The following is a 21,136-nucleotide window of genomic DNA, read 5'->3' as shown; positions in this document are numbered from 1 at the left end:
AATCGAACAAAAAAGAAGACATCCACCGCAAATACGGGGTGAATGTCTTTTTTCTGCTATTTACGCTGGCTCCGAAAAAAATGCAAGTTCTTCAGCGGGCATGCTGCTTGGCGAATACGACGCCTTGCTCGGAAAGCCGCTGATGCAACGTAGGAATGGATACATCTGCGACGGAAGCGCCCGTCTCGATGGCAATGGCGGCCGCGACGCCGGCTGCCTGGCCGAGCGCGTAACAGGTCGCTTGCACGCGCATCGAGGACATCGCGACGTGGGTGGCGGATATGCTGCGTCCAGCGACGATCAATCCCTCGATGTTTACGGGTAACATGCAACGGTATGGAATGTCGTAGCCGTCCAGCTTGCGTTCGTCCGTATTCGCTCCGCCGGTGGGATTATGGATGTCGATTTCGTAGTTGGTTTGCGCTACGACATCCTCGAACCGCCGGCTGCTCGTCAAGTCGTCTTCCGTCAGCGTATACCGTCCCTCGATCTGGTTCGTTTCCCTAACGCCGACCTGGCCGGGGACGTGGGACAGGATATGGTTCGGATGGTTCGTCCGCTGCAAGTAATTGGCGACTGATAACGCTTGCCGGAGTGATTCCTTCTCGGCGTAGTTAATATCCCTAATCTTGGCCCCGTTACCCTTGACGCGAGTCATGTTGACGAGCAACGTGCCGTCGCCCATGCCTCCCCAGAACAGATGGCGGCCTTGCGGAAGATCGGGGATCGATTCGTATTTATAGCAATCGTCAGGCAGCTTTTGGCGGACCGGCTTACCTGTATCCTGCATCATGAACATAAGCGTCATAGGCTGCGTCAGCCCGTCTTCGTCGCGGCCGGCCTTGGTAGGCACGCCGGCATCCTGGGCGACTCTCGCGTCTCCCGTGCAGTCGATCACGACGCGGCCCGCGAATGCGCGGAGCCCTTCCCGCGTGTTGGCCACGACGCCGACAACCCGGTTATCCTCCACGATGGAAGAAACGAAGCTGACGTGGTAATACACCTCGACGCCTTCCTTCTCCAGCTTGCCGTTCAAATAATGCCGAAGCTCGAAAGGCGAATATTGCGGCCAAATCGACTCGTGATGCGAATCCGGCAGAGCCGCGGGAAGAAACTCCGATATAATCTCCCTATAAATGCCCGTTACGTTGCCTATCCCCATGAAGACGCTCACATTGCCGAGCGTGCCCATCCCCCCGAGTTGACCGGAATGCTCCAGCAATATCGTCTTTCGTCCGCAGCGCGCGGAGCAGATGGCCGCCGCCGTACCGGCGGGTCCTCCTCCGATCACGACTACGTCGGCCGTATCGTATACGGGAACGGTTCGATTAAGCGTAATTTCGCGGTTTGACAAGTTTGTCATCTCCCATCCTTGAGCTTAATGATACTTGCTCCAATTGTAGGGAAATTGAAACCTTCTTTATAGTTTCATTTTTGTTACAATTATAACGCGAGTTCATTTGTGAGGAGGGGCGGCAGGCAATGCCTAGGAAGAAACAGGTTACGCTGCAAACGATAGCCGACGGGCTGGGCTTGACAATCCATACGGTATCCAAGGCGCTGAGGGGATTGCCCGGCATGTCGGAGGCGACGCGCAAGACGGTGGTCGACCGTGCGCGCGAGCTCGGATACCGGACCAAGGATCAGGAAGCCGGAATTATGGCGGAACGAATTCCTTGGGCGAACGCGAAACCCCGGCGGTTCGCGATGCTGATCGTTGGCGATTCCGCGTTTCACCGGATGCAGCTGGAGGGCGTGCAGATTCGCTTGAACGAGCTCGGGCATTCGCTCTATCCGCTGCTCGTTCCTTCCGTGATTTCCGGACGGGCGGGACTTGAAGATTGGCTGGACAAAAACGGATTGTTTTTTGCCGATGGTTTATTTCTGACCGCGGCCATCCCGGAGTGGATGGAGACCGTGCTGCTGGAGCTGCCGATTCCCAAAGTGCTCGTCAATTATCCGCCTGATTTGGCCGAGGTGGACAGCGTCATTTGGGACGTGGAATACGCGATTCACCAGTCGATGGAGGAGCTGTATCGCGCCGGCCACCGGCGAATCTTGTACGTCGGCGATATCGAGCCGCTCAGGGGATTCCGTTTGAGATGGAAAGCGTTCTCCGCCGCATCGGAGAGACTTGGGCTGCACGGATTGGCCGATCCCGAGGAGCACGTGACAAGCGGTTCGGCCGATCGGGCCGCATGGATGGAGAAGCTGAGCGGGAAGCTGAGCTCCGAGCATTATACCGCCGTGGTCAGCGCGATTCCGGACATGTCCGAATGGGTGTATGTCGCCGCCGGCTTCCTGAAGCTGGACATTCCCAGAAGCTTCTCGCTGGTCGGCTTGGAGCATGAAGAGCATCCCCGTTATCCCGGGATGTCGCGGCCTCGGCTGCTCGTCCGGGAAGCGGGGGAGCGGGCTGCGGAGCTGATGCTGCGGAGAATCGCAAATCCGCTGCTTCCGTTCGAGCATGTGCGGCTTAGAGGTTCATTTTATCAAGGCAAAACGATCCTTACTTTGATGCCTTAAAGTGCGTGTTCATAAAGTCAGGTGCGCAAATTATTGCTTGGGGAAGCAGGTTGCCGACTTCGAAATTCAATACGGGGATGGAACCGTTTGGGAGACGACGGCGAGACGAGGTGTGGGGGCTGCCGATGAAATCATCGGCAGCTTTTATTGTAATCCGGCAAGTGCAGCTAACAGGGCCATGCATTTATTTAAATGGCGGTGGCCGTTAGGCTTTTAAAGCAATTCGAGCGCTTCGGCCGCTTCGCGTTCCACCGCATTTTCTGCAATCAGCTTTTCCAGCAGCGTCCTTTGTTCTCCTTTCAAGGTTGCGCCCAGCGAATCAAAAGACATATTAGCCATGTGCTCTCTCAGAAACGGCTTTGCCGAAAGTTCGGCGTAATCGCCCGGCGCAAAGATGGACTGTTCGGTCGCGAACCCAATGGCATGCTTCCAGTCGAAGTCGCCGCTGGTATCGCTATAGCCGAGCGCCCTTAAAATAAACGTCGCATACGCTTCGGCATTCATCAACTGATCGGAGCCGAATTTATCCCCTCCCATGCCTTTTGTCAATCCGTGGTGATATAAATATCCGACATAAACATCGGCCCAGAAAGGAACATCATTGAAAGGGTGACTGAAGATCTGATCATAAGCTTCGGATTCCTGGCCCAGCAGGCGAACCAACATGGCGGCCGCCTCTGCTCTTGATGGAGCGCGATCGAGCTCCAAGCCCTTGTCGCTGCCATTGAATAGCCGAAGGGTGTGCAGCGCCTCCGCTTTGCTTGCGTAAGCTGGCTCCGTCTTGTCGATATACCCGGATTGTTCCGTAGCCCGGTAGAAGACATTGCCGGAACCGATAATAAACTGCTTCTCGTCCCGAATCAAATAGGACGGAGTAGTCAAAGGCAAAGAATCCTCCAGCCAATCCCATTCTGCTCCATCCCTAGAAGTGACCACAATGCCTCCATCGGCGTAGCCCAAATAATAGTCGCCGTTCCACGCCATCAGCTTTGGGGCGGGCAACGAATATTTCGTTATGGCATGTTCCTCCCAACCCGTTGCGTCTTCGGACAGCAGGATTCGCCCCTCCCGTTCATTAAGCGCGACAGCGGTAAGAAATTGCCGGCCGTTCCAGTTCAAATAACGGATGGATGTATCCGCGGCGGGATTGCGATAGGAGAGCGTCCATGTCTGGAGATCCTTGGACGTATAGATGACGGCGCCTTCCTGTGCGAAGCCCTGATCATTATTAGCCGTTGCGTAGCCGCCGATCACATACATGCCGTTGCCGTAAGCGATATCGAACAACTGCCGATTGACGAAATGGTTCGATCCAGTCGTCCAGTTGCTTCCGTCGGTGGCGTCCGAAATCGCGACGGCGCTGTTCAACTCTACAGCTTGATTGTTTTCGCGCGTCGTGTATCGGATCATAAGAGCAAGCTTGTCGTGGATCCGTTTTATTTTGTCAACGATATAGCCCTTGCCTGCCAGCTCCGGGATGTTCAGATCACGGACCGACCAATAGATCCCGTCCGGTGATTCAAATAATTTGTACTGAAACTGATGCTGCCTGCTTAGGCCTACGGCAAGGAAAGACTCGCCTGTCCATACGACATCCTTCATTTCGAGGGAATGTCCGCCCGCCAGCAAGGAAAAGGTGGAATATAGCTGCGTCCAGCTCTTCCCGTCATCGGAGACGGCAAAGATTTCCGGGGACCATTCCCCCGGAAGCATGAAGTATTTGCCCCCCGTGTATGTAACGGCCCGGCCCGACCATTGCGTATTTTCCTCCTCCCACGCCAGAACCGGAGGTTCGTGATCGGTATCGGCATAGGCCGCCCCGCCGCCCCCTAGCGTTGTAACCAAAAGCGCTAATAGAATAATTTTGGCTATGATTTTTTTCAAGCCACTTGCTCCCCTCAATGATGGATAGTACCATCGTACCTTATTTTCCGGAAACGCTCTACCCATTCGATTCCCTCAAGAGTCATCAATTTACGGATAATGGTCATCGCTATCGTCTAACCGAAACAGGTCGATTCTCTTACAATTAATTTATCCGGAACAGGCATGAGAATCGCGCGAAAAAGCAAGGGAGGATTGGTAGACATGGCTGCGATCGACGTTGCCGACATAAAGGAGCTGAATGGATCGACCGCGAAGCCGACGAACAAACGGTTTCGCTCCATTCGTTCGTATTGGGATTTGTATTTAATCATGCTGCCCGGAATTTTGTATTTTCTCGTCTACAAGTATTTGCCCATGTGGGGGGTCGTCATCGCATTCCAAGATTACAGCATGTTCGCGGGCATCTGGGAGAGCGAGTGGGTCGGATTCCAGCACTTCCGGGACATGTTCGCGGACGACGATTTCTACACGATCTTCCGCAACACGCTGCTCATCAGCATCTACAAGCTGATCTGGGGTTTCCCGGGGCCTATCATTCTCGCAATCATGCTGAACGAAATCCGGCACATGATGTACAAACGGTCGATCCAGACGCTGGTGTATTTGCCTCACTTCCTGTCGTGGATCATCGTGGGCGGCATTCTGATCAACGTACTGTCGCCGTCCTCGGGCATCGTAAACAAGGTGCTCGTCCTGTTCGGCATCGAGCCGATCTTCTTCCTCACCAGCGAGGATTGGTTCCGGACCGTGATCGTAGCCAGCGACATCTGGAAGGAAGTCGGCTGGGGCGCCATCATCTACCTCGCGGCCATCGCGGGCATCGATCCGCAGCTCTACGAGGCGGCAATTATGGACGGGGCGGGCAAATGGAAGCAGATCCTGCACATTACGCTGCCTTCGATGATGGGCGTCATCGTCATTCTGTTCCTGCTGCGGCTGGGACATGTGCTGGACGTCGGTTTCGAACAAATTTTCGTCCTGTACAATTCGCTGGTGTACGACGTCGCCGACGTCATCGAGACGTACGTGTACCGGGAAGGCATCCAGCAGGCGAAATTCAGCTTTACGACGGCGGTCGGATTGTTTAAGGCGGTGATCGGCCTGATCCTCGTCGTGCTGGCCAACAGAGGGGCCAAGAAGCTCGGTCAAGAGGGAATTTGGTAGACAAGGAGGCGAAGCCATGAAATTAACCAGAGGAGAACAAATCGGATCGGCCATCAACTATGTGTTCCTGGGGGCATTCGCCCTGCTGGCGCTGGCGCCGTTCGTCCATGTCCTGGCGCAGTCGTTCAGCAGTCACCAAGCCATCACGTCCGGGAAGGTATCCCTGTGGCCGGTCGACTTCTCGATTGAAGCCTACACCCGCGTCCTCAGCGAGCAGGAATTTCTGCGATCGTTCCAGATCAGCTTCCTGCGCACGGTTGCCGGCACAGCCGTCAACGTCGTGTTGACCTGCTTGCTCGCTTATCCGATTGCCAAACCTTATATTAAAGGCAGGTCCGTCATCATGTTCCTGATCGTATTCAGCATGATGTTCGGCGGCGGCATGATTCCAACCTTCCTGATCGTCAAGGAGACTGGGCTGCTTAACACGTTCTGGGCGTACATTATCCCGGGAGCCATCAGCGCGTTTAACGTCATCATCATCCGCAACTTCTTCCAGAGCGTTCCGGCGGAGCTGGAGGAATCGGCCAAAATCGACGGAGGCTCCAATCTCGGCATCCTGTTCCGGATCGTCATTCCGCTCTCGATGCCGGCGATCGCAACGATCACGCTGTTCCACGCGGTCGGCCACTGGAACTCGTTCTTCGACACGGTGCTGTACGTGACGGACCGCAAGCTGTTCCCGCTGCAGGTGTACCTGCGGGAGCTGATCATGTTCAACCAGTCGGGTATCGACAACAATTCGGGTTATTCGGCGAACATGGACAGTACGCTGCTCGCGCTGGAATCGCTGAAGGCTGCCGCGCTGATCGCCAGCACGATTCCGATTCTGATCGTGTATCCGTTTCTTCAGAAATATTTTGTCAAAGGCATTATGCTTGGTTCGGTCAAAGGGTAAATCGACTTTATCGACTCTATCTACGATATCGAGAGGGGATCAATCAGAATGGCAAAATGGAAACAAACCGTATCGCTCGCGCTTATTGCTGCAATGGCGGGATTGACAGCTTGTTCTTCGAACGGCAACGGAGGGGGGAGCGAGGCGGATCCTGCCGCTTCGCCTAAGGCGTCGAACGAAGCTTCCGGCAACAATGCAACCGCAGAGCTGGAGAAAAAATCGATCAAGGTCGTCTTCAACAACGGCGGACGCAAGTTCCCGGACGGCATGGACGAAAACAACAATCCGTATATCGATTACATCCGGGAGAACACGAACCTGGATATTACGCTGCAAATACCGCCCGCGGACGGCTATCAGGATGCGCTCAACGTGATCATGGCATCGGGCGAACTGCCGGATTCCCTCTACACGTGGGACGCCAGCTGGTTCGAAAGCTACGTGAAACAGAAAGCGCTTCAGCCGCTCAACGAGGCGCTCGAGAAATACGGTCAGGACCTGCTGAAGAACATTCCGGAGGACGCTTGGAAGACGGTTACGATCGACGGCAAAATCTACGCGATTCCGTCCATGAACGCGGTCCCGGGCAACGAGCTGATGTACGTGCGCAAGGATTGGCTGGACAATCTCGGCCTGCAGCCGCCGAAGACGCTCGAGGAGTACCGCGAAGTGATGCGAGCGTTCAAGGAAGACGATCCGGACGGCGATAACAAGGACGACACGTACGGCTTCATTCTGGCGGAAAATCTCGCAAGAATGGCTCCGCTCCTCGGAGCGCACGGCATCCAGAAGGGCATGTGGACGGAGCGCGACGGCAAGCTCGTCAACTCGAGCACGCTGCCGGAAATGAAGGACGCGCTTGCGTTCATCGCTGGATTGCACAAGGACGGCTTGATCGATCCGGAGTGGATGCTTAATAAAGAAGCGAACTTCAGCGAGAAGATCGCCAGCGGCCAAGTCGGTCTGTTCTCGGCCTTCTGGTACGATACCCGCGGACCGATCCTGACGAGCCAGAAGAACGATCCGAAGGCGGAATGGATCGCGCTGGACTTCCCGACGGGACCGCAAGGCAAGCAAGGCACTACGGGCTACGGCTACATCGCCGGCTACAACGTCGTGCCGGTGACGAGCAAGAACGCCGACGCCGTCGTCCGCATGCTGAACTTCATGAACGGAGAAGGCTACAAGACGCTGCTGCTCGGCTTCGAGAACGAGGTATGGAAGACGGAGAACGGCAAAATCGTGACGGACTTCGAAAAGCATAACGAGCACATCTACCGCCAGACGCTGGGCGAGTCGATCCGTCCATACGGCGCGGAGGAAGAACGTGCCCGCCTGGATTCGCTGGGCGTGGAGTTCAAGCTGAACGACAATATCGACCGCATTGCCGAAGTGGCTATCCGCGACCAATACTTCGGCGTGCCGACGACGGGCATGGGCAAGCACTCCGCGGATCTGAACAAGCTCGAGACGGAATATTTTACGGAGATCATCGTAGGCAAGCAGCCGATCGAAGCGTTCGACAAGTTCGTGGAAGAATGGAAGAAGAAGGGCGGAGACGTAATTACCGAGGAAGTCAACGCCTGGTACGCGGAGAACAAGTAACTAGCAATAGGACCAAAAAGATGGCGCTCCCCAAGTGAGCGCCATTTCCGCTATCCGCCATGCGCACAGCGGGTTATAATCGCATTATTCGGCAACTTGTGGAGGTATGGAGATGAAGCGGCTCGGCGATTTTCGGGACTTGTTCAAGCAGTCCATCCAGTTCAGGTTGACCTGTTATTTCATCATGATTCTGCTGCCGCTCATCTCTTTCAGCCTGTTCGCCAACGACCGCTCGCAGCGGATTCTTGAGCAGGAGCTCGGCGAACGGACGATGAGCGCGATGGGCTCGGCGCTTGAATATGTGGACCTGACGATAGGCGGGGTCAAAAGCTTGTCGACGCTGCTTTCGACGGATCGCAGTCTGACTTCACTGCTGAATCATGACGATGGGGAAACCCTGTCGACGGAAACATTGATCGATTTCTCCCAAGTAATGGAGGAAATTTCGAATATCGCAGCGGTGAATCCGAGCTTGTCTTCCGTGGCCATCTATCACGGCAACACAGGGAGGCTGCTGTCGAGCAGCATCGGCTCGCTCCATAGGCCCCAGGCGGCCGAGGAGCAGTGGTACCGCGACGTTGTGCGGGCAAGCGGCTCGTATATCCTGTATCTCCCGGACCGCCATGAAGAATCGCTAATGGGCTGGGCCGATCCCGTCTACAACGAATCCCAGATCGTGCTCATGCAACGGATGGATCTGTACAGCCGGGAGAAGGGGAATAACGTCCTGATGCTGTCCGTGCCGAAGAGCAAGCTGCTCGGTTATTTGATGAGCCTTGTGCCCAGCGCCGGTTCGCATGTTTACCTGCTCGACAATGCCGGAAGATTGATCGTGACAAACGCGCCGGCCGACCGGAGGATGGATATGACAAATTTGTCCGAACAGAGCCTGACGGTAAGGGAGGCGCCGGGATCGGAGCAAAGGAACATGGTGGTGCGCGTCGATTCGCCTTCCACTGGCTGGACGCTGATCCTCGAGCAGCCGGAACGCGAAATCTATAAGAAATCGAAGCCGCTCGAAATATTTTCGTATTGGATCATTTTAATCAGCTGTCTTCTTGCGGTATGGATTTCCTGGCTCGTCTACAGCGGCATTGCGTCGCCGATCTCTTCGCTGGTGTCCGGGATGAGGCAGCTGCGCCTGGGGAAATTGGATACGAAGCTCGCCAACAACCGGCAGGACGAGCTCGGTTATTTGACCGACGCGTTCAACCAGACGGTGGAGCAGCAGCGGCACTTGATTCGGGACATCTACGAGCAGCAGCTTCGGCTGACGAAGACGGAGCTGAAGTTTCTGCAGTCGCAGATCAATCCCCACTTCCTGTACAACACGCTCGATTCCATCTATTGGTCGGCCAAAAATTACGATGCCGAAGAAATAAGCGAGATGGTGCTGAACCTCTCGAAGTTTTTCCGGCTCAGCTTGAGCAAAGGACGGGAAGCGTTCACGGTCGAGGAAACGTTCTCCCATCTCGGCTACTATATCCGCGTGCAGCAGCTTCGGTTCGTCGGGCAGTTCACCGTTCGGTACGATGCCGACCCGGACAGCGGCGGGCTGTATATTCTCAAGCTGATCCTGCAGCCGCTGGTCGAGAACGCCATTCTACATGGGCTGGAGAAGAAGAAGCGGGACGGCGAGCTGCGGATATCGGCGGAACTTCAAGGGGATAGGCTGATCCTGACCGTATCGGACAATGGCAAGGGGATCGGCGAGGACAGAATGGAGCGCATTCGTACCGCGCTGGCTGGCTACGGCGGCGGGGAGACGCACGCCGACGCAGAGCGGAACGGCGAATTTTTCGGATTGCGCAACGTGAAGTCGAGAATCGGGCTGTATTACGGCGATACCGCCGAGTTCACCATCGACAGCGAAGAAGGCGCGGGCACGACCGCGTGCATCGATCTGCCGGCCGATCGTTGCCGGAGCGAATGGGAAGGGGAAGTGTCGCATGAATCTGATGATCGTCGAAGATGAAATCCGCATATTGAACAGTCTCGCGAACAATATTCCGTGGGAGATGCACGGGATCGAGGTCGTGGCGATCGCCGAGAACGGCAAAGACGCGCTGGCCATCCTGGAGCGGCGGATGCCTGAGATTCTGCTGCTCGATATCGAGATGCCGGAGATGGACGGCCTCACCTTGGCCGAAGCCGTCCTGGAGCGCGAGCCTGGGACTCGGATCATTATTTTGAGCGGGCATGACGATTTCGGGTATGCGCAGCGGGCGATCGGGCTGGGCGTTACGAGATATTTGCTTAAGCCTGCAGGGGAGGAGGAGGTACTAAGCACCGTTCTGGAGGTTGCGGATGAAATCCGGAAGGAGCTGTCGGAGAAACATAATCTGATCGAGCTTCAGCGGATGTGGCGCGTTAGACTGCCGCAGCTGCAGGAGGATTTCCTGCGCGGCTGGGTTTCGAACCGTTACGCGGATTGGGAGCTGCGTAAGCATTCCGCCGAATTGGAGCTGGAGCTGCGGGATGGTTTAAATTACGCGGTATCCGTATGCGAGATCGATCCGCTGCCTGAGGCGGAAACCCGGTTCTCGGCGAGGGATATGCCGCTTCTGCAGTTTTCGCTCGAGCGTATAGCCAAGGAAGTAATGCCGCCCGCGGATGGATGGGTATTTAACGACGCGAACGGTTCGACCGTCTTGTTGTTCGTGAGTCGGCTAGACGAGACGGACAGCGACATGGCCAAGCGGATCAATGCAAGGTTGACGCGTTTGCTTAACGTGGTTAAGGAGTGCTTGAAGCTTACGGCAAGCGCCGGCATGGGAACTGCGGGGGATCTCGCCGGAGTGCCGCAATCCTATCAGCAGGCTTGCCAGGCGCTCCGGCAACGGGCGATCTACGGGAACGGCATCGCGATTCCCTATCCGGAAGTCAGGAAGAGCGAACGGTCCATCCTGCTCGATTCGGATTTCGAGAGGCAGCTGGAGATTGCCGTTTATACCGGAGAAGCGGCGAAAGCGAACGCTTTGATCGATCGTTATGTGGAGAAGGCGTACGCGCATGCCGATTCTTCCGAGCTTGTGTATGAGCATCTGCTTTATTTGAGCGGCGTGTTCACCCGCATTATCCAGTCTCAGGGATGGCCCGTGCAGAAGGTATTGTCAAATGACTATGCTTTTTTTCTATCGCTCGGAACTTTGGTGTCCAAAGATCAGATCGTGGAGTGGGCCAAAAGGGTCATCGTGCATATTGCCGCCTATCTGGAAAACGAAAGAAAAAGCTCCAGCCATCAGTTGGTGAAACAAATCGTCGAGACCGTGGACCGGATGTTGGAGGGCGACCTGAGCCTCCATACCCTTGCGGAGCAGATGTACGTGAATTCCTCTTACTTGAGCCGTCTGTTCAAGAAAGAAACGGGAGAATCGTATTCGAGTTATGTGCTTACAAGGAGGATGGAACGGGCTAAGGAGCTGCTGCTCGGAGACACCAAGGTATACGATGCGGCTGCTGCCGTAGGTTATCACGACATCAGTTATTTCGCCAAAGTGTTCCGCAAATATTGGGGCGCAGCTCCCAGCGATTTGAAGAAGTGAGGAGGGGCTGAATTTCTAGCGGCTTACCCGCGAGCGGCCTCAAGCGCGGGCGCTCCGCCAAGCAGCAGCGTATCGATATTCGCCGACTCGTATCCATGCGATTCCGCGACTGCTTTGTACGCGACGCGGCCCGCGACGACGTTGACGCCGCGCGCGATCGCCTTGCTGTCGAGCGCGGCGCGGACGTAGCCTTTAGTGGCGATTTGCAGCCCGTAAGGCGTCGTCACATTCGTAAGCGCGATCGTGGACGTGCGAGCCACGGCGCCAGGCATGTTCGCGACGGCATAGTGAACGACGCCGTGCTTCACGTAAGTCGGCTCGTCGTGCGTCGTGATCCGGTCGATCGTCTCGATCGAGCCGCCCTGATCGATCGCGACGTCGACGATGACCGAGCCGGGGCTCATCGTCTTCACCATCTCCTCGGTCACGAGACGAGGCGCGCGTGCGCCAGGGATTAGTACAGCGCCGACGACGAGATCGGCCCGGCGTACGGCTTCGGCGATGGCGTACGGGCTGGACATAAGCGTCTTCACGCGTCCGCCGAACATGTCGTCCAGCTGGCGAAGCCGATCCGGGTTAACGTCGACGATGCTGACCTCCGCGCCTAGCCCGAGCGCCATCTTGGCCGCGTTCGTGCCTACGATTCCGCCGCCGATAATCGTAACCTTGGCCGGCTCGACGCCCGGCACGCCGCTGAGCAGAATACCTTTGCCGCCATGAGCCTTCTCCAGGAAATGCGCGCCGATCTGGACGGACATGCGGCCGGCTACCTCGCTCATCGGCGTCAGCAGCGGCAAGCTGCCGTTGTCGAGCTGGATCGTCTCATAGGCGATGGCCGTCACTTTGCGATCAACAAGCGCTTTCGTCAATTCCGGTTCGGGAGCCAGATGGAGGTAAGTGTACAAGATCAGCCCCTCGCGAAAATAGCCGTATTCCCGCGGCAGCGGCTCCTTCACCTTGACGACCATCTCCGCAGCCCAAGCTTCGTCCGCCGAAGCCACGATTCTGGCCCCCGCTTGCTCGTACGCCTCATCCGGGAAGCCGATGCCGGCGCCCGCGCCGCTTTCCACCAGCACCTCATGGCCGGCCTTCGCGTAGGAAAGCACGGAGCCCGGTGTCATGCCCACGCGGTACTCGTTGTTTTTAATTTCTTTGGGTACGCCGATGATCATGCCAATCGCCCTCTCTTCTGAATCCCATAAAAAGGATTTATTTTTCTTGTCTCCAAGTGTAAAATAAATCGTTTTTCGATCCACTAGACAAAATGTAAGGGAAGTTGACGATGTTTTTTCACACCAGCTTCTGATCCGGGTTCAAAAGCTGGTAGGCTCGGATCGCCACCTGAAGCGAGAGTCTCTTCTCCGGTTCCATATAGTCGGCGCCCAGCAGCTCCTCGATCTGGTCGAGCCGGTAATAGAGCGATTGCCGGACGATGAACAGCCGCTGCGCCGCGATTTGTTTGGAGCCATCATGGTCGAGGTACACCTTAAGCGTGCGAAGCAGCTCGCTGCCCCTCGCCCGGTCGTGGTCGATCAGCGGCCCGAGGCAGCTTCGGACGAACGACTCCAGCATTTGTTTGTCCGCGATATGGAACAGAAGCCGGAACACGCCGAGCTCTTCGAAGAAGAGGCAGCTTTCGCGCAGTGTCGAGGAGAGCGAAATCGCGTGAATCGCTTCCTGATAGCTGGCGTACGCTTGCCTGAAGCCGCGATTCGGTTGTCCGACGCCGATGACGGGCGGCTTGCCGCCTTCGCCGGACTTCAGCTCCCGCAGCGACCCGAACACGCGCCGCAGCCTTTCCTTGGCCGGCTTGGACGGGCTTTGGTCGAAGGCGATCACGACCAGCCGGTTATTCTGGAGAGTGATGAGCGGGAGGAACGCGTGCTGCTCGAACACCGAGCGGACCGTCAGCGACAGATGAATGCCGAACGATTCGTCGCCTTCGCCGAAGCCCGAGGCGAAGCCGGTCTCGGAGCTTTCGCGATTCCCGCCGCCGTTCCCGCGCTCATGCTCGAATTCGATCAGGCAGACGCGGTAGGTCAGCTCGTTAAACCGTTTGAAATCCGTTCCGACGAGCGCCTTAATCTGTTCCTCGTCCCGAAGCCGAAGATGGAGCAGGTCGTCGACCCACAGCGTCTGGGAATACAGCTTCCGTTCCTCGATATACCGTCTGCGGAGCAGATCTTGAGCGATGGACAGGGAGGCCGAGTCGAGGATCAAATAGTCCTGCTGCCGAGGCTTTCGCCGAAAGGCGAGCACGAGATGCGCCCATGTTTTGCCCATTGCTCCGACGGGCTGAATGATGACCGTTTGGCCGTCCGCCTCCAAGAGGGAGGGACCGGCCTGCAAGCTGTCAAGCGGCCGTCCCTCCAGCAGCTCCAGCCACCTCGCGGCCTTCGGGCCGGCGGCATGCGGAACGAAGTGGGGCTGCCCGTTATCCGACGGGAGATAGACGACTTGCGCGCCGGTGCTGTTCTGAAGCAGCTGAAGCACCTGCCCTACGCCTTGCGACGTTAACGTCATGCGGTGGAACTCGCGCGAGATCCGCTCTAATTGCTGAAGGGCATGATGATGCTGATTAATGATTTGCGCATGGACGTCCTGCGTAATGTCGATGAACCGGACCGCCTGCGGGAAGATGATCAAGGGCAGGCCATGTGATTCCGCCAAGTCGATCCAAGCTTCCGGGACCGAGGTAATGTAATGACCCATTTCGATGCAGAGGCAGGCGACGCCCCGCTTGACCAGCTGATCGATATAGGCGGTGAACAGCCCCGAATCCGTCTTGAACGCGGCTCCGGTCGTCAAGATCATCTCGCCGCCCTGCAGCAGCTCCTCGAACTGGATCACTTCGATGATATGGACCCATCGCACCTGACGCCGCAGCCCCTGCGCGCCCGCCGCCAGATAAGCATGCCGGAAGGCGGGCCTGTCCATAATGTCTTGGACGGTCAATTGTTCGTCTTCGTTCAATGCCAACACGTCGCTTTCTTCCTGGAGAGAATGCCTTGCCGTGCTACAGATACAGCCCTCTCGTGTAGAGCGCCGTAATGGTTGCCGCGATTTCTTCCACAGGGCGCTTATGCTCGTCCCTCACGATTTCCCATAGATACATTTCATTCGTAAAAAACCAGCTGCGCGCGATGATGTCGCAGTCGACATCCGTCCTGGCGAGGCCGTGCCGCTGCGAATAACCGATGTCGAGCGAAATCCGCTCGATAAACTTCTCGCGGATCGTTTTCCACTTGTCCGAGATGACGGGCGAAACGCCGATGGCTTGCTCGAAGATTTGCATCATGTTCCGCTCGGCTTCCGCCATAGTTAGGAAGGAGAGGGTTTGATAGTGGATGGTTCGCTCCGCCTCCTCTCTCGTCTTCGGAGTGAAGGAGATGGCCGCGATTTGGTAGAATTGCTCCATGACATCTTCCATTAACACGCGAAGCAAGTCTTCTTTCCCCTGAAAATGAACGTAGGCGGTACCGTAGCCGACCTCCGCTTTTTTGATCATTTGGGCGATCGTCGCCTTCTGGAAGCCTTCCTCGAGGAAGACGGCCTTGGCCGCTTCCAGCACCTTCCGCCGCGTCGCGGCAGAGCGCAAGTGCCGCTTGTCTTCGGTTTTGACGTTGCTCATTCCGTTTCCCCTCCTGCTTCCTACATTTTAACCGATTATCGGCACGACCGGGCAATGAAAAATCTACACTTTTGTCCGCGGCGAATAATATTGACGTCATGTCATATTCATTGATATGATCTCCTCATCAACACTACTGACGAGAAAACGGGGGTTCGCATATGGAGGCAAGTTCGTTTCGATCGACGCGAGAATACGCCGAGCGTATGGATCAAGCCGATTCGCTCTCCCGGTTTCGGGCAGAGTTTTACCTCAAATCCGATTCGATCTACATGGACGGCAATTCGCTTGGGCTTCTCTCGAAGCGGGCAGAGCACGCTCTCATGGAGACGCTGTCCGATTGGAGAGAACACGGCATCGACGGCTGGATGCAGGGCAACCACCCATGGTTTACGATGTCGGAGCAAGTGGGAGAGATGCTTGCGCCGCTTGTCGGGGCATCGCCGGAGGAAGTGATCGCGACGGGGTCCACGACGGTGAATCTGCATCAGCTTGTATCGAGCTTTTATAAACCCGAGGGCATTCGTACCAAAATATTGGCGGACGAATTAACGTTTCCTTCGGATATATATGCGCTGCAAAGCCAGCTTCGCGCGCGCGGGTGCGATCCCGACACGCATTTGATCCGCGTGAAGAGCCGTGACGGCCGCTTCTTGGAGGAAGACGACATTATTGAAGCGATGACCGAAGATGTCGCGCTTATTGTTTTGCCAACCGTGCTATACCGGAGCGGGCAAATTCTCGACATGAAGCGGCTGACGGAGGAAGCGCGCCGCAAGGGCATCCCGATCGGCTTCGACGGCTGCCATTCCGTCGGCGCCGTTCCTCATGCTTTCAGTGAATGGGGCGTAGACTTCGCGTATTGGTGCAATTATAAACATTTGAACGGCGGGCCGGGCAGCGTCGGCGGTTTGTACGTGAACCGCAGCCATTTCGGTACGCTTCCGGGGCTCGCGGGCTGGTTCGGCTCCAAGAAGGAGAAGCAGTTCGACATGGCGCATACGCTGGAGCCGGCGGAGTCGGCGGGCGCGTTCCAGATCGGCACGCCACATGTGCTCAGCCTGGCGCCGCTGCTCGGCTCGCTCGAGATGTTCGCGGAAGCCGGCATCGAATCGATCCGCCGCAAGTCGCTCGGCCTGACCGAATATTTGATGGCGTTAATCGACAGCGAGCTGGACGGCTTCGGCTTCTTCATCGGAAGTCCCCGGGACGATGTCCGTCGCGGAGGCCATGTCAGCCTCGAGCATCCGGAGGCGGCGCGGATTTGCAAGGCGTTGAAGCAAAACGGGGTCATCCCGGACTTCCGTGCGCCCAATATCATCCGGCTGGCGCCGGTCGCTCTGTATTCGACCTACGCGGAGGTATGGGAAGTCGTGCGGATTTTGAAGGATATCATGGCCGAGAAGCAGTACGAGCGGTTTTCGAACGAACGCGAGGTCGTAGCTTAAGGAACGAAAGAAACCGCGAGAGGGGCGAAGCAGCATGAACGAACAGGAAGCAAACAAAAGCGAAACGCTCGAAAAGGGGATTCGCACCGATTTCTCCAAAGCGATGTCGTACGGCGATTATCTTCATCTGGATAAGGTGTTGTCCAGCCAGCATCGCTGCTCTGAACACCACGACGAAATGTTGTTTATCATTATTCATCAAGCCAGCGAGCTGTGGATGAAGCTGATCCTGCACGAGCTGGAGGCCGCGAACGCCTCGATCCGGAAGGGCGAGCTGGAGCCGTCGTTCAAAATGCTCGCGCGCGTGTCGCGCATCCAGCAGCAATTAATTCAGTCCTGGAGCGTCCTCTCCACGCTGACGCCGGCCGAATATATGGGCTTCCGGGAGTCGCTCGGCCAGTCGTCCGGCTTCCAGTCGCATCAGAACCGGCTGATCGAATTTATGCTGGGCAACAAAAACGCCCAAATGCTCTCCGTGTTCCAGCACGAGCAAGAGCTGCATGGGCGCATGCTGGGAGCGCTGCATCAGCCGAGCCTCTACGATTCGGCGATTCTCGCGCTGTCGGCGCGAGGCCTCAAGGTCGACCCGGAAGCGCTGGACCGCGATTGGTCGCAGCCTTATCAACCGAATGCCAGCGTGGAAGAAGCTTGGGTGACCGTCTATCGCAACGTCGACGAGCATTGGGATCTATACGAGCTGGCGGAGAAGCTGGTCGATATCGGAAGCCAGCAGCAATTTTGGCGCTTCAACCATATGTCGACCGTCGAGCGGATCATCGGCCACAAGACGGGGACGGGCGGTTCGTCGGGCGTCACGTATTTGAAGCGGGCGCTGGATCAGCATTTCTTCCCGGAGCTGTGGAGTCTTCGTACGAAGCTGTAATACAATTTATTTTTTTGAGAGGAGGTGAATCGTTATGGGCAAATGGATCGATATCTCGCAGCCGCTGGATCAGAACATTGCGGTCTGGCCGGGCGACACGCCGTTCGCCTTCAGCTTGTCTTGGAAGATGGAGGACAGCGGGTCCGTCAACGTCGGCCAAGTCGTCATGAGTACGCACACCGGCACCCATATCGACGCGCCGTATCATTTTGACGATCGGGGGAAACGGGTCATCGACCTCGACCTCGATTTGTATATCGGCCATGCGCGCGTCGTGCATCTGCCGGGGCGGACTCGGATCGGAATCGACGACATCGCTGGAATGAACCTGTCGGGAGTCCGACGACTCTTGATCCGGACGGATGCTTGGCAAGATCGTAGCGCGTTCCCGGCGGCCATTCCTCATTTGGAGCCCGGGCTTGCGGCATATTTATCGCAGCTTGGCATCCGGCTGATCGGTCTGGATCTGCCTTCGGTCGATCCGCTGGACAGCAAGGAGCTGCCGGCGCATCACGCGCTCGCGAAGTACGGGGTTCACATCCTGGAAGGGCTTGTCCTGGACCACATCGCTCCCGGCGATTACGAGCTGGCGGCGCTTCCGCTGCCGCTCGTCGAAGCTGACGGCAGCCCTGTGCGCGCCGCGCTTCGGGCGCTGGACGCCGATCCGGCTTAAGGTGCCTCAAGCTATAGCTCGCTCCTCGCAAATCGAAAACCAGCGGAAAACCAGCCGGTAACCAGCTGAAACCAGCCTCCTTTGATCGGGGGGCTGGTTTTTTGATGCGCTCGCCGGGCGCTGCAGATCCGCGAAACGTACCTAAATTACTCAAAAGTGTCCATTCGGCCGAAAGAGTTCATGTATCGAACAATTGTCGCGCTGATTTGGGATGTTCTTCCTCTTTTTAGTCCGATTGGCGTTTCTCCGTTTGCGCGCCGTAGGTGTATACTAGGGATCAGATCGATGATGGCGGGAGGAGTTGCAAGGTGGCGGAAACAATCGGATTAGTTTTGGAAGGCGGGGGCATGCGGGCGGTTTATACGGCAGGCGTGCTCGAATGTTTGATGGAGCACGACCTTTATTTCCCTTACAATATCGGCGTGTCGGCCGGCGCATGCATGGGGGCGAGCTACTTGTCCAGGCAGGCCGGCCGCAACCTGACCGTAAACGTAGATTATGTCAGCGATCCCCGCTATATCTCTTGGAGCAACCTCTGGAAGAAGAGAGAGATGTTCGGGATGGATTTTATTTTCGACGAGATTCCGAACCGGCTTGTTCCGTTCGATTATGGGGCATTCGAAGCGAGCGCGGAACGGTACGTGGTCGGGACGACCGACTGCGAGACGGGGGAAAGCGTCTATTACGAAAGAGGGGAGCCCGGCTTCGACCTGCTAACGCTCCTACGGGCATCGAGCTCGCTTCCATTTATCGCGCGGATCGTTGAATTCGGGGGACGGAAGCTGCTGGACGGCGGCTTGTCCGATCCGATCCCGCTTAGGAAAGCGGAGAAGGACGGCAACGCGCGCAACATCCTCATCCTGACGCGGAACGAATCATACCGTAAATCGCCGAACCGGATGGCCTGGATGGTCCGCCGCGCGTACGGCAACTATCCGAAGCTCGTGGAGACAATGCTGCGCAGGCATGAAGTCTACAACGAAACGCTCGCCTACATAGCGGAACAGGAGCGCAGAGGAGCGGCTTTCATCATTCGTCCGACAGAGACGCTATCGGTCGGCCGGATGGAGCGGGATCCGAAGAAGCTTGGCGCGTTGTACGAGCAAGGATACGAAGACGCGAAACGCACGCTGCCGGAGCTGAAGGCGTGGATGGGTTAATGCCGTTCCAGTCGGATTCCCAATTCTGCAGCGCCACCTTCGGGATGGGCTGCTTCTGGGGACCGGAGGCGAGGTTCGGGGCGTTGCCGGGTGTCGTTCGCACGCGTGTAGGTTATGCGGGCGGCAGCAGCTTGAACCCGACCTACCGGGAGCTCGGAAATCATACGGAGACGCTGCAGGTCGAGTTCGATGAAACGATTCTCACCTACGAGCATATCCTTCGAACATTCTGGGACAACCATAATCCCTACAACACGAACGGCTATAAGGGCAGGCAATACCAGTCGCTGCTCTTCTACCATGACGATAGCCAGAAAGTAGCGATCGATGCGGAATTGCGGCGTCGCAGTGACATGGGTCTTGGCCGTCCGGATACGGAAATTATACCGTATGCCGGGTTTTATTCGGCGGAGGAGCGGCATCAAAAATATTATGTAAAACGGTATCCGAACGCCGTGGCCACGCTGGAGTCCCTGTTCCCGTCGCGGCCCGAAGGGTGGGCCGACACGACGATCGCGGCAAGGCTGAACGGGCTGGCCAAGGGGTACACGAATCTTGAACGACTCAAGACCGAGATCGCTTCATGGCCGCTGCCGGAAGCGGACCGCGACGACCTGCTCGCCTCGATCTCGGGGATCCGCTGGTAGGGAGGGACAACGGCAGTGCCAAAGTTGCCACAATTCCTTCACGATTGACCTCTCCTTCGAGGCTTCCGGCGTGCTACTATGAAGTCTGTTGTGTTTTCATACATCTTAGATCGACATCGAAGGAGAACAAGATTGCAAGTGAAACAGGAACATCAGCAAGTCAGTATCGCGACGGCTGACCCGAGCGCGCTCGGATTGTTCGGCCTCGCCATGGTCACCCTCGTCGCCTCGTCGCAGAAGTTAGGCTGGACGGACGGCACCTCGTTTATTATCCCGTGGGCGATCTTCCTCGGAGCGTTCGCGCAATTATTCGCCTGCATCCACGACGCGAAGAAAGGCAACACTTTCGGCACGACGGCATTCGGCGGATATGCGTTCTTCTGGTTCGCGGTCGCCATGTCGTGGATGATCCAGCAGGGCGTGTTCGGCGAAGCGCTGGCGGCAGGCGTCGATAAACATCAGCTTGGAATGGCTTTCCTAGGCTACCTCATCTTTACGTTGTTTATGACCATCGGAGCGGTGGAGACGAACAAAGTATTGTTCATGATCTTCGTGCTGATCGATTTTCTTTTCCTCGGCCTGACGTTCGATTCGTTCGGCATTGCGGCCGATTTCATGCATCAAGTCGCGGCGGTGGCGGAACTCGGCATCGCGCTGCTCAGCTTCTACGGTTCGGCGGCGGCGGTACTCAACACGCATTTCGAACGCGAGTTTCTGCCGATCGGGAAACCGCTTCGTATTTTCAAAAAATAAGTACGGTCGTGCAAAGCGAACGTAAAGCTGCCGAGTGCATCTCGACGGCTTTTTCGTACTTGGGGACAGTCCCTGCGTGTTTGAAATTGCAAATACCGGTTAGACCCCCTAAATCCGGAGACTTGCCCATGTAGAGAAGGTTTCTTGCAGTATTACTTTAAATATCGCAAGTTTTCGTCCATTTTCTTGGCTACACGACTCGGTTGTATGGTTCCAATTCTGCGGGCAGCTTCGTTTTGGCCCAGGCCATGAATGCGGCGGGAGAGCGTTTTCCGAGATTCCTGTGCATCCGCCGAGTGTTGTAAAAATCGATGTA

General features: G+C 56.7%; 17 protein-coding genes. 12 read left to right on the top strand and 5 right to left on the bottom strand.

The annotated features are described in order from the left end of the window. Window positions 1-91 precede the first annotated feature (91 nt). Entirely contained in the window at window positions 92-1,354 is a 1,263-nt protein-coding gene (locus RB620_RS23545; RefSeq protein WP_308098668.1) for an FAD-dependent oxidoreductase, read from the bottom strand. A 128-nt stretch (window positions 1,355-1,482) separates the two neighbouring features. On the opposite strand from RB620_RS23545, the gene RB620_RS23540 reads away from it, so the two are divergent. Next, the gene (locus RB620_RS23540; protein WP_308098666.1) at window positions 1,483-2,526 is read left to right on the top strand and encodes a LacI family DNA-binding transcriptional regulator; all 1,044 of its coding nucleotides are present in this window, start codon (window positions 1,483-1,485) and stop codon (window positions 2,524-2,526) included. Window positions 2,527-2,739: 213 nt separating this feature from the next. Here RB620_RS23540 and RB620_RS23535 read toward each other — a convergent pair whose 3' ends face one another. Continuing rightward, complete coding sequence (locus RB620_RS23535; protein WP_308098664.1) at window positions 2,740-4,410, bottom strand: hypothetical protein; 1,671 nt, start codon at window positions 4,408-4,410, stop codon at window positions 2,740-2,742. Between the two features lie 312 nt (window positions 4,411-4,722). Here RB620_RS23535 and RB620_RS23530 point away from each other — a divergent pair, with 312 nt between their 5' ends. From RB620_RS23530 to RB620_RS23510, 5 genes are all read left to right on the top strand, one after another. Then, entirely contained in the window at window positions 4,723-5,577 is an 855-nt protein-coding gene (locus tag RB620_RS23530) for an ABC transporter permease (protein WP_308098756.1), read from the top strand. Window positions 5,578-5,593: 16 nt separating this feature from the next. Further along, window positions 5,594-6,475, top strand: coding sequence for a carbohydrate ABC transporter permease (locus tag RB620_RS23525; RefSeq protein WP_308098662.1), 882 nt, complete (start codon window positions 5,594-5,596; stop codon window positions 6,473-6,475). 48 nt (window positions 6,476-6,523) lie between these two features. After that, complete coding sequence (locus RB620_RS23520; protein ID WP_308098660.1) at window positions 6,524-8,080, top strand: extracellular solute-binding protein; 1,557 nt, start codon at window positions 6,524-6,526, stop codon at window positions 8,078-8,080. A gap of 112 nt (window positions 8,081-8,192) precedes the next feature. Further along, window positions 8,193-10,055, top strand: coding sequence for a sensor histidine kinase (locus RB620_RS23515; protein WP_308098658.1), 1,863 nt, complete (start codon window positions 8,193-8,195; stop codon window positions 10,053-10,055). Continuing rightward, entirely contained in the window at window positions 10,030-11,625 is a 1,596-nt protein-coding gene (locus RB620_RS23510) for a response regulator (RefSeq protein ID WP_308098656.1), read from the top strand. The genes RB620_RS23515 and RB620_RS23510 overlap by 26 nt, the downstream gene beginning before the upstream one ends. Window positions 11,626-11,648: 23 nt before the next feature. Here the strand turns inward: RB620_RS23510 and ald are convergent, their stop codons facing one another. From ald to RB620_RS23495, 3 genes are all read right to left on the bottom strand, one after another. After that, window positions 11,649-12,797 carry an alanine dehydrogenase gene (ald, locus tag RB620_RS23505; RefSeq protein ID WP_308098654.1) on the bottom strand — a complete coding sequence of 383 codons (1,149 nt, stop codon included), beginning with the start codon at window positions 12,795-12,797 and terminating at the stop codon, window positions 11,649-11,651. Window positions 12,798-12,915: 118 nt separating this feature from the next. Beyond that, on the bottom strand, window positions 12,916-14,607 hold the full coding sequence (locus tag RB620_RS23500) for a PucR family transcriptional regulator (protein ID WP_308098652.1): 1,692 nt from the start codon (window positions 14,605-14,607) through the stop codon (window positions 12,916-12,918). Window positions 14,608-14,641: 34 nt separating this feature from the next. Next, window positions 14,642-15,256, bottom strand: coding sequence for a TetR/AcrR family transcriptional regulator (locus tag RB620_RS23495; protein ID WP_308098650.1), 615 nt, complete (start codon window positions 15,254-15,256; stop codon window positions 14,642-14,644). 161 nt (window positions 15,257-15,417) lie between these two features. Here RB620_RS23495 and kynU point away from each other — a divergent pair, with 161 nt between their 5' ends. The 6 genes from kynU to RB620_RS23465 all read left to right on the top strand — a co-directional run bounded on the left by kynU (window position 15,418) and on the right by RB620_RS23465 (window position 20,820). Next, on the top strand, window positions 15,418-16,704 hold the full coding sequence (gene kynU, locus RB620_RS23490; protein ID WP_308098648.1) for a kynureninase: 1,287 nt from the start codon (window positions 15,418-15,420) through the stop codon (window positions 16,702-16,704). A 34-nt stretch (window positions 16,705-16,738) separates the two neighbouring features. Beyond that, window positions 16,739-17,587, top strand: a complete 849-nt coding sequence (gene kynA / locus RB620_RS23485) for a tryptophan 2,3-dioxygenase (RefSeq protein WP_308098646.1) — start codon at window positions 16,739-16,741, stop codon at window positions 17,585-17,587. A 34-nt stretch (window positions 17,588-17,621) separates the two neighbouring features. Beyond that, window positions 17,622-18,260, top strand: coding sequence for an arylformamidase (gene kynB, locus RB620_RS23480; RefSeq protein ID WP_308098644.1), 639 nt, complete (start codon window positions 17,622-17,624; stop codon window positions 18,258-18,260). A 308-nt stretch (window positions 18,261-18,568) separates the two neighbouring features. Beyond that, entirely contained in the window at window positions 18,569-19,420 is an 852-nt protein-coding gene (locus RB620_RS23475) for a patatin-like phospholipase family protein (protein ID WP_308098642.1), read from the top strand. Continuing rightward, entirely contained in the window at window positions 19,420-20,067 is a 648-nt protein-coding gene (gene msrA, locus RB620_RS23470; RefSeq protein WP_374121453.1) for a peptide-methionine (S)-S-oxide reductase MsrA, read from the top strand. The genes RB620_RS23475 and msrA overlap by 1 nt, the downstream gene beginning before the upstream one ends. 138 nt (window positions 20,068-20,205) lie before the next feature. Then, window positions 20,206-20,820, top strand: a complete 615-nt coding sequence (locus tag RB620_RS23465; protein WP_308098639.1) for an acetate uptake transporter — start codon at window positions 20,206-20,208, stop codon at window positions 20,818-20,820. Window positions 20,821-21,136 lie beyond the last annotated feature (316 nt).

This window comes from Paenibacillus sp. LHD-117, assembly GCF_030929555.1.
GTDB lineage: Bacteria > Bacillota > Bacilli > Paenibacillales > Paenibacillaceae > Pristimantibacillus.
The sequence above is the reverse complement of the archived record's forward strand: the minus strand, read 5'-3'. Positions and strand labels throughout refer to the sequence as shown.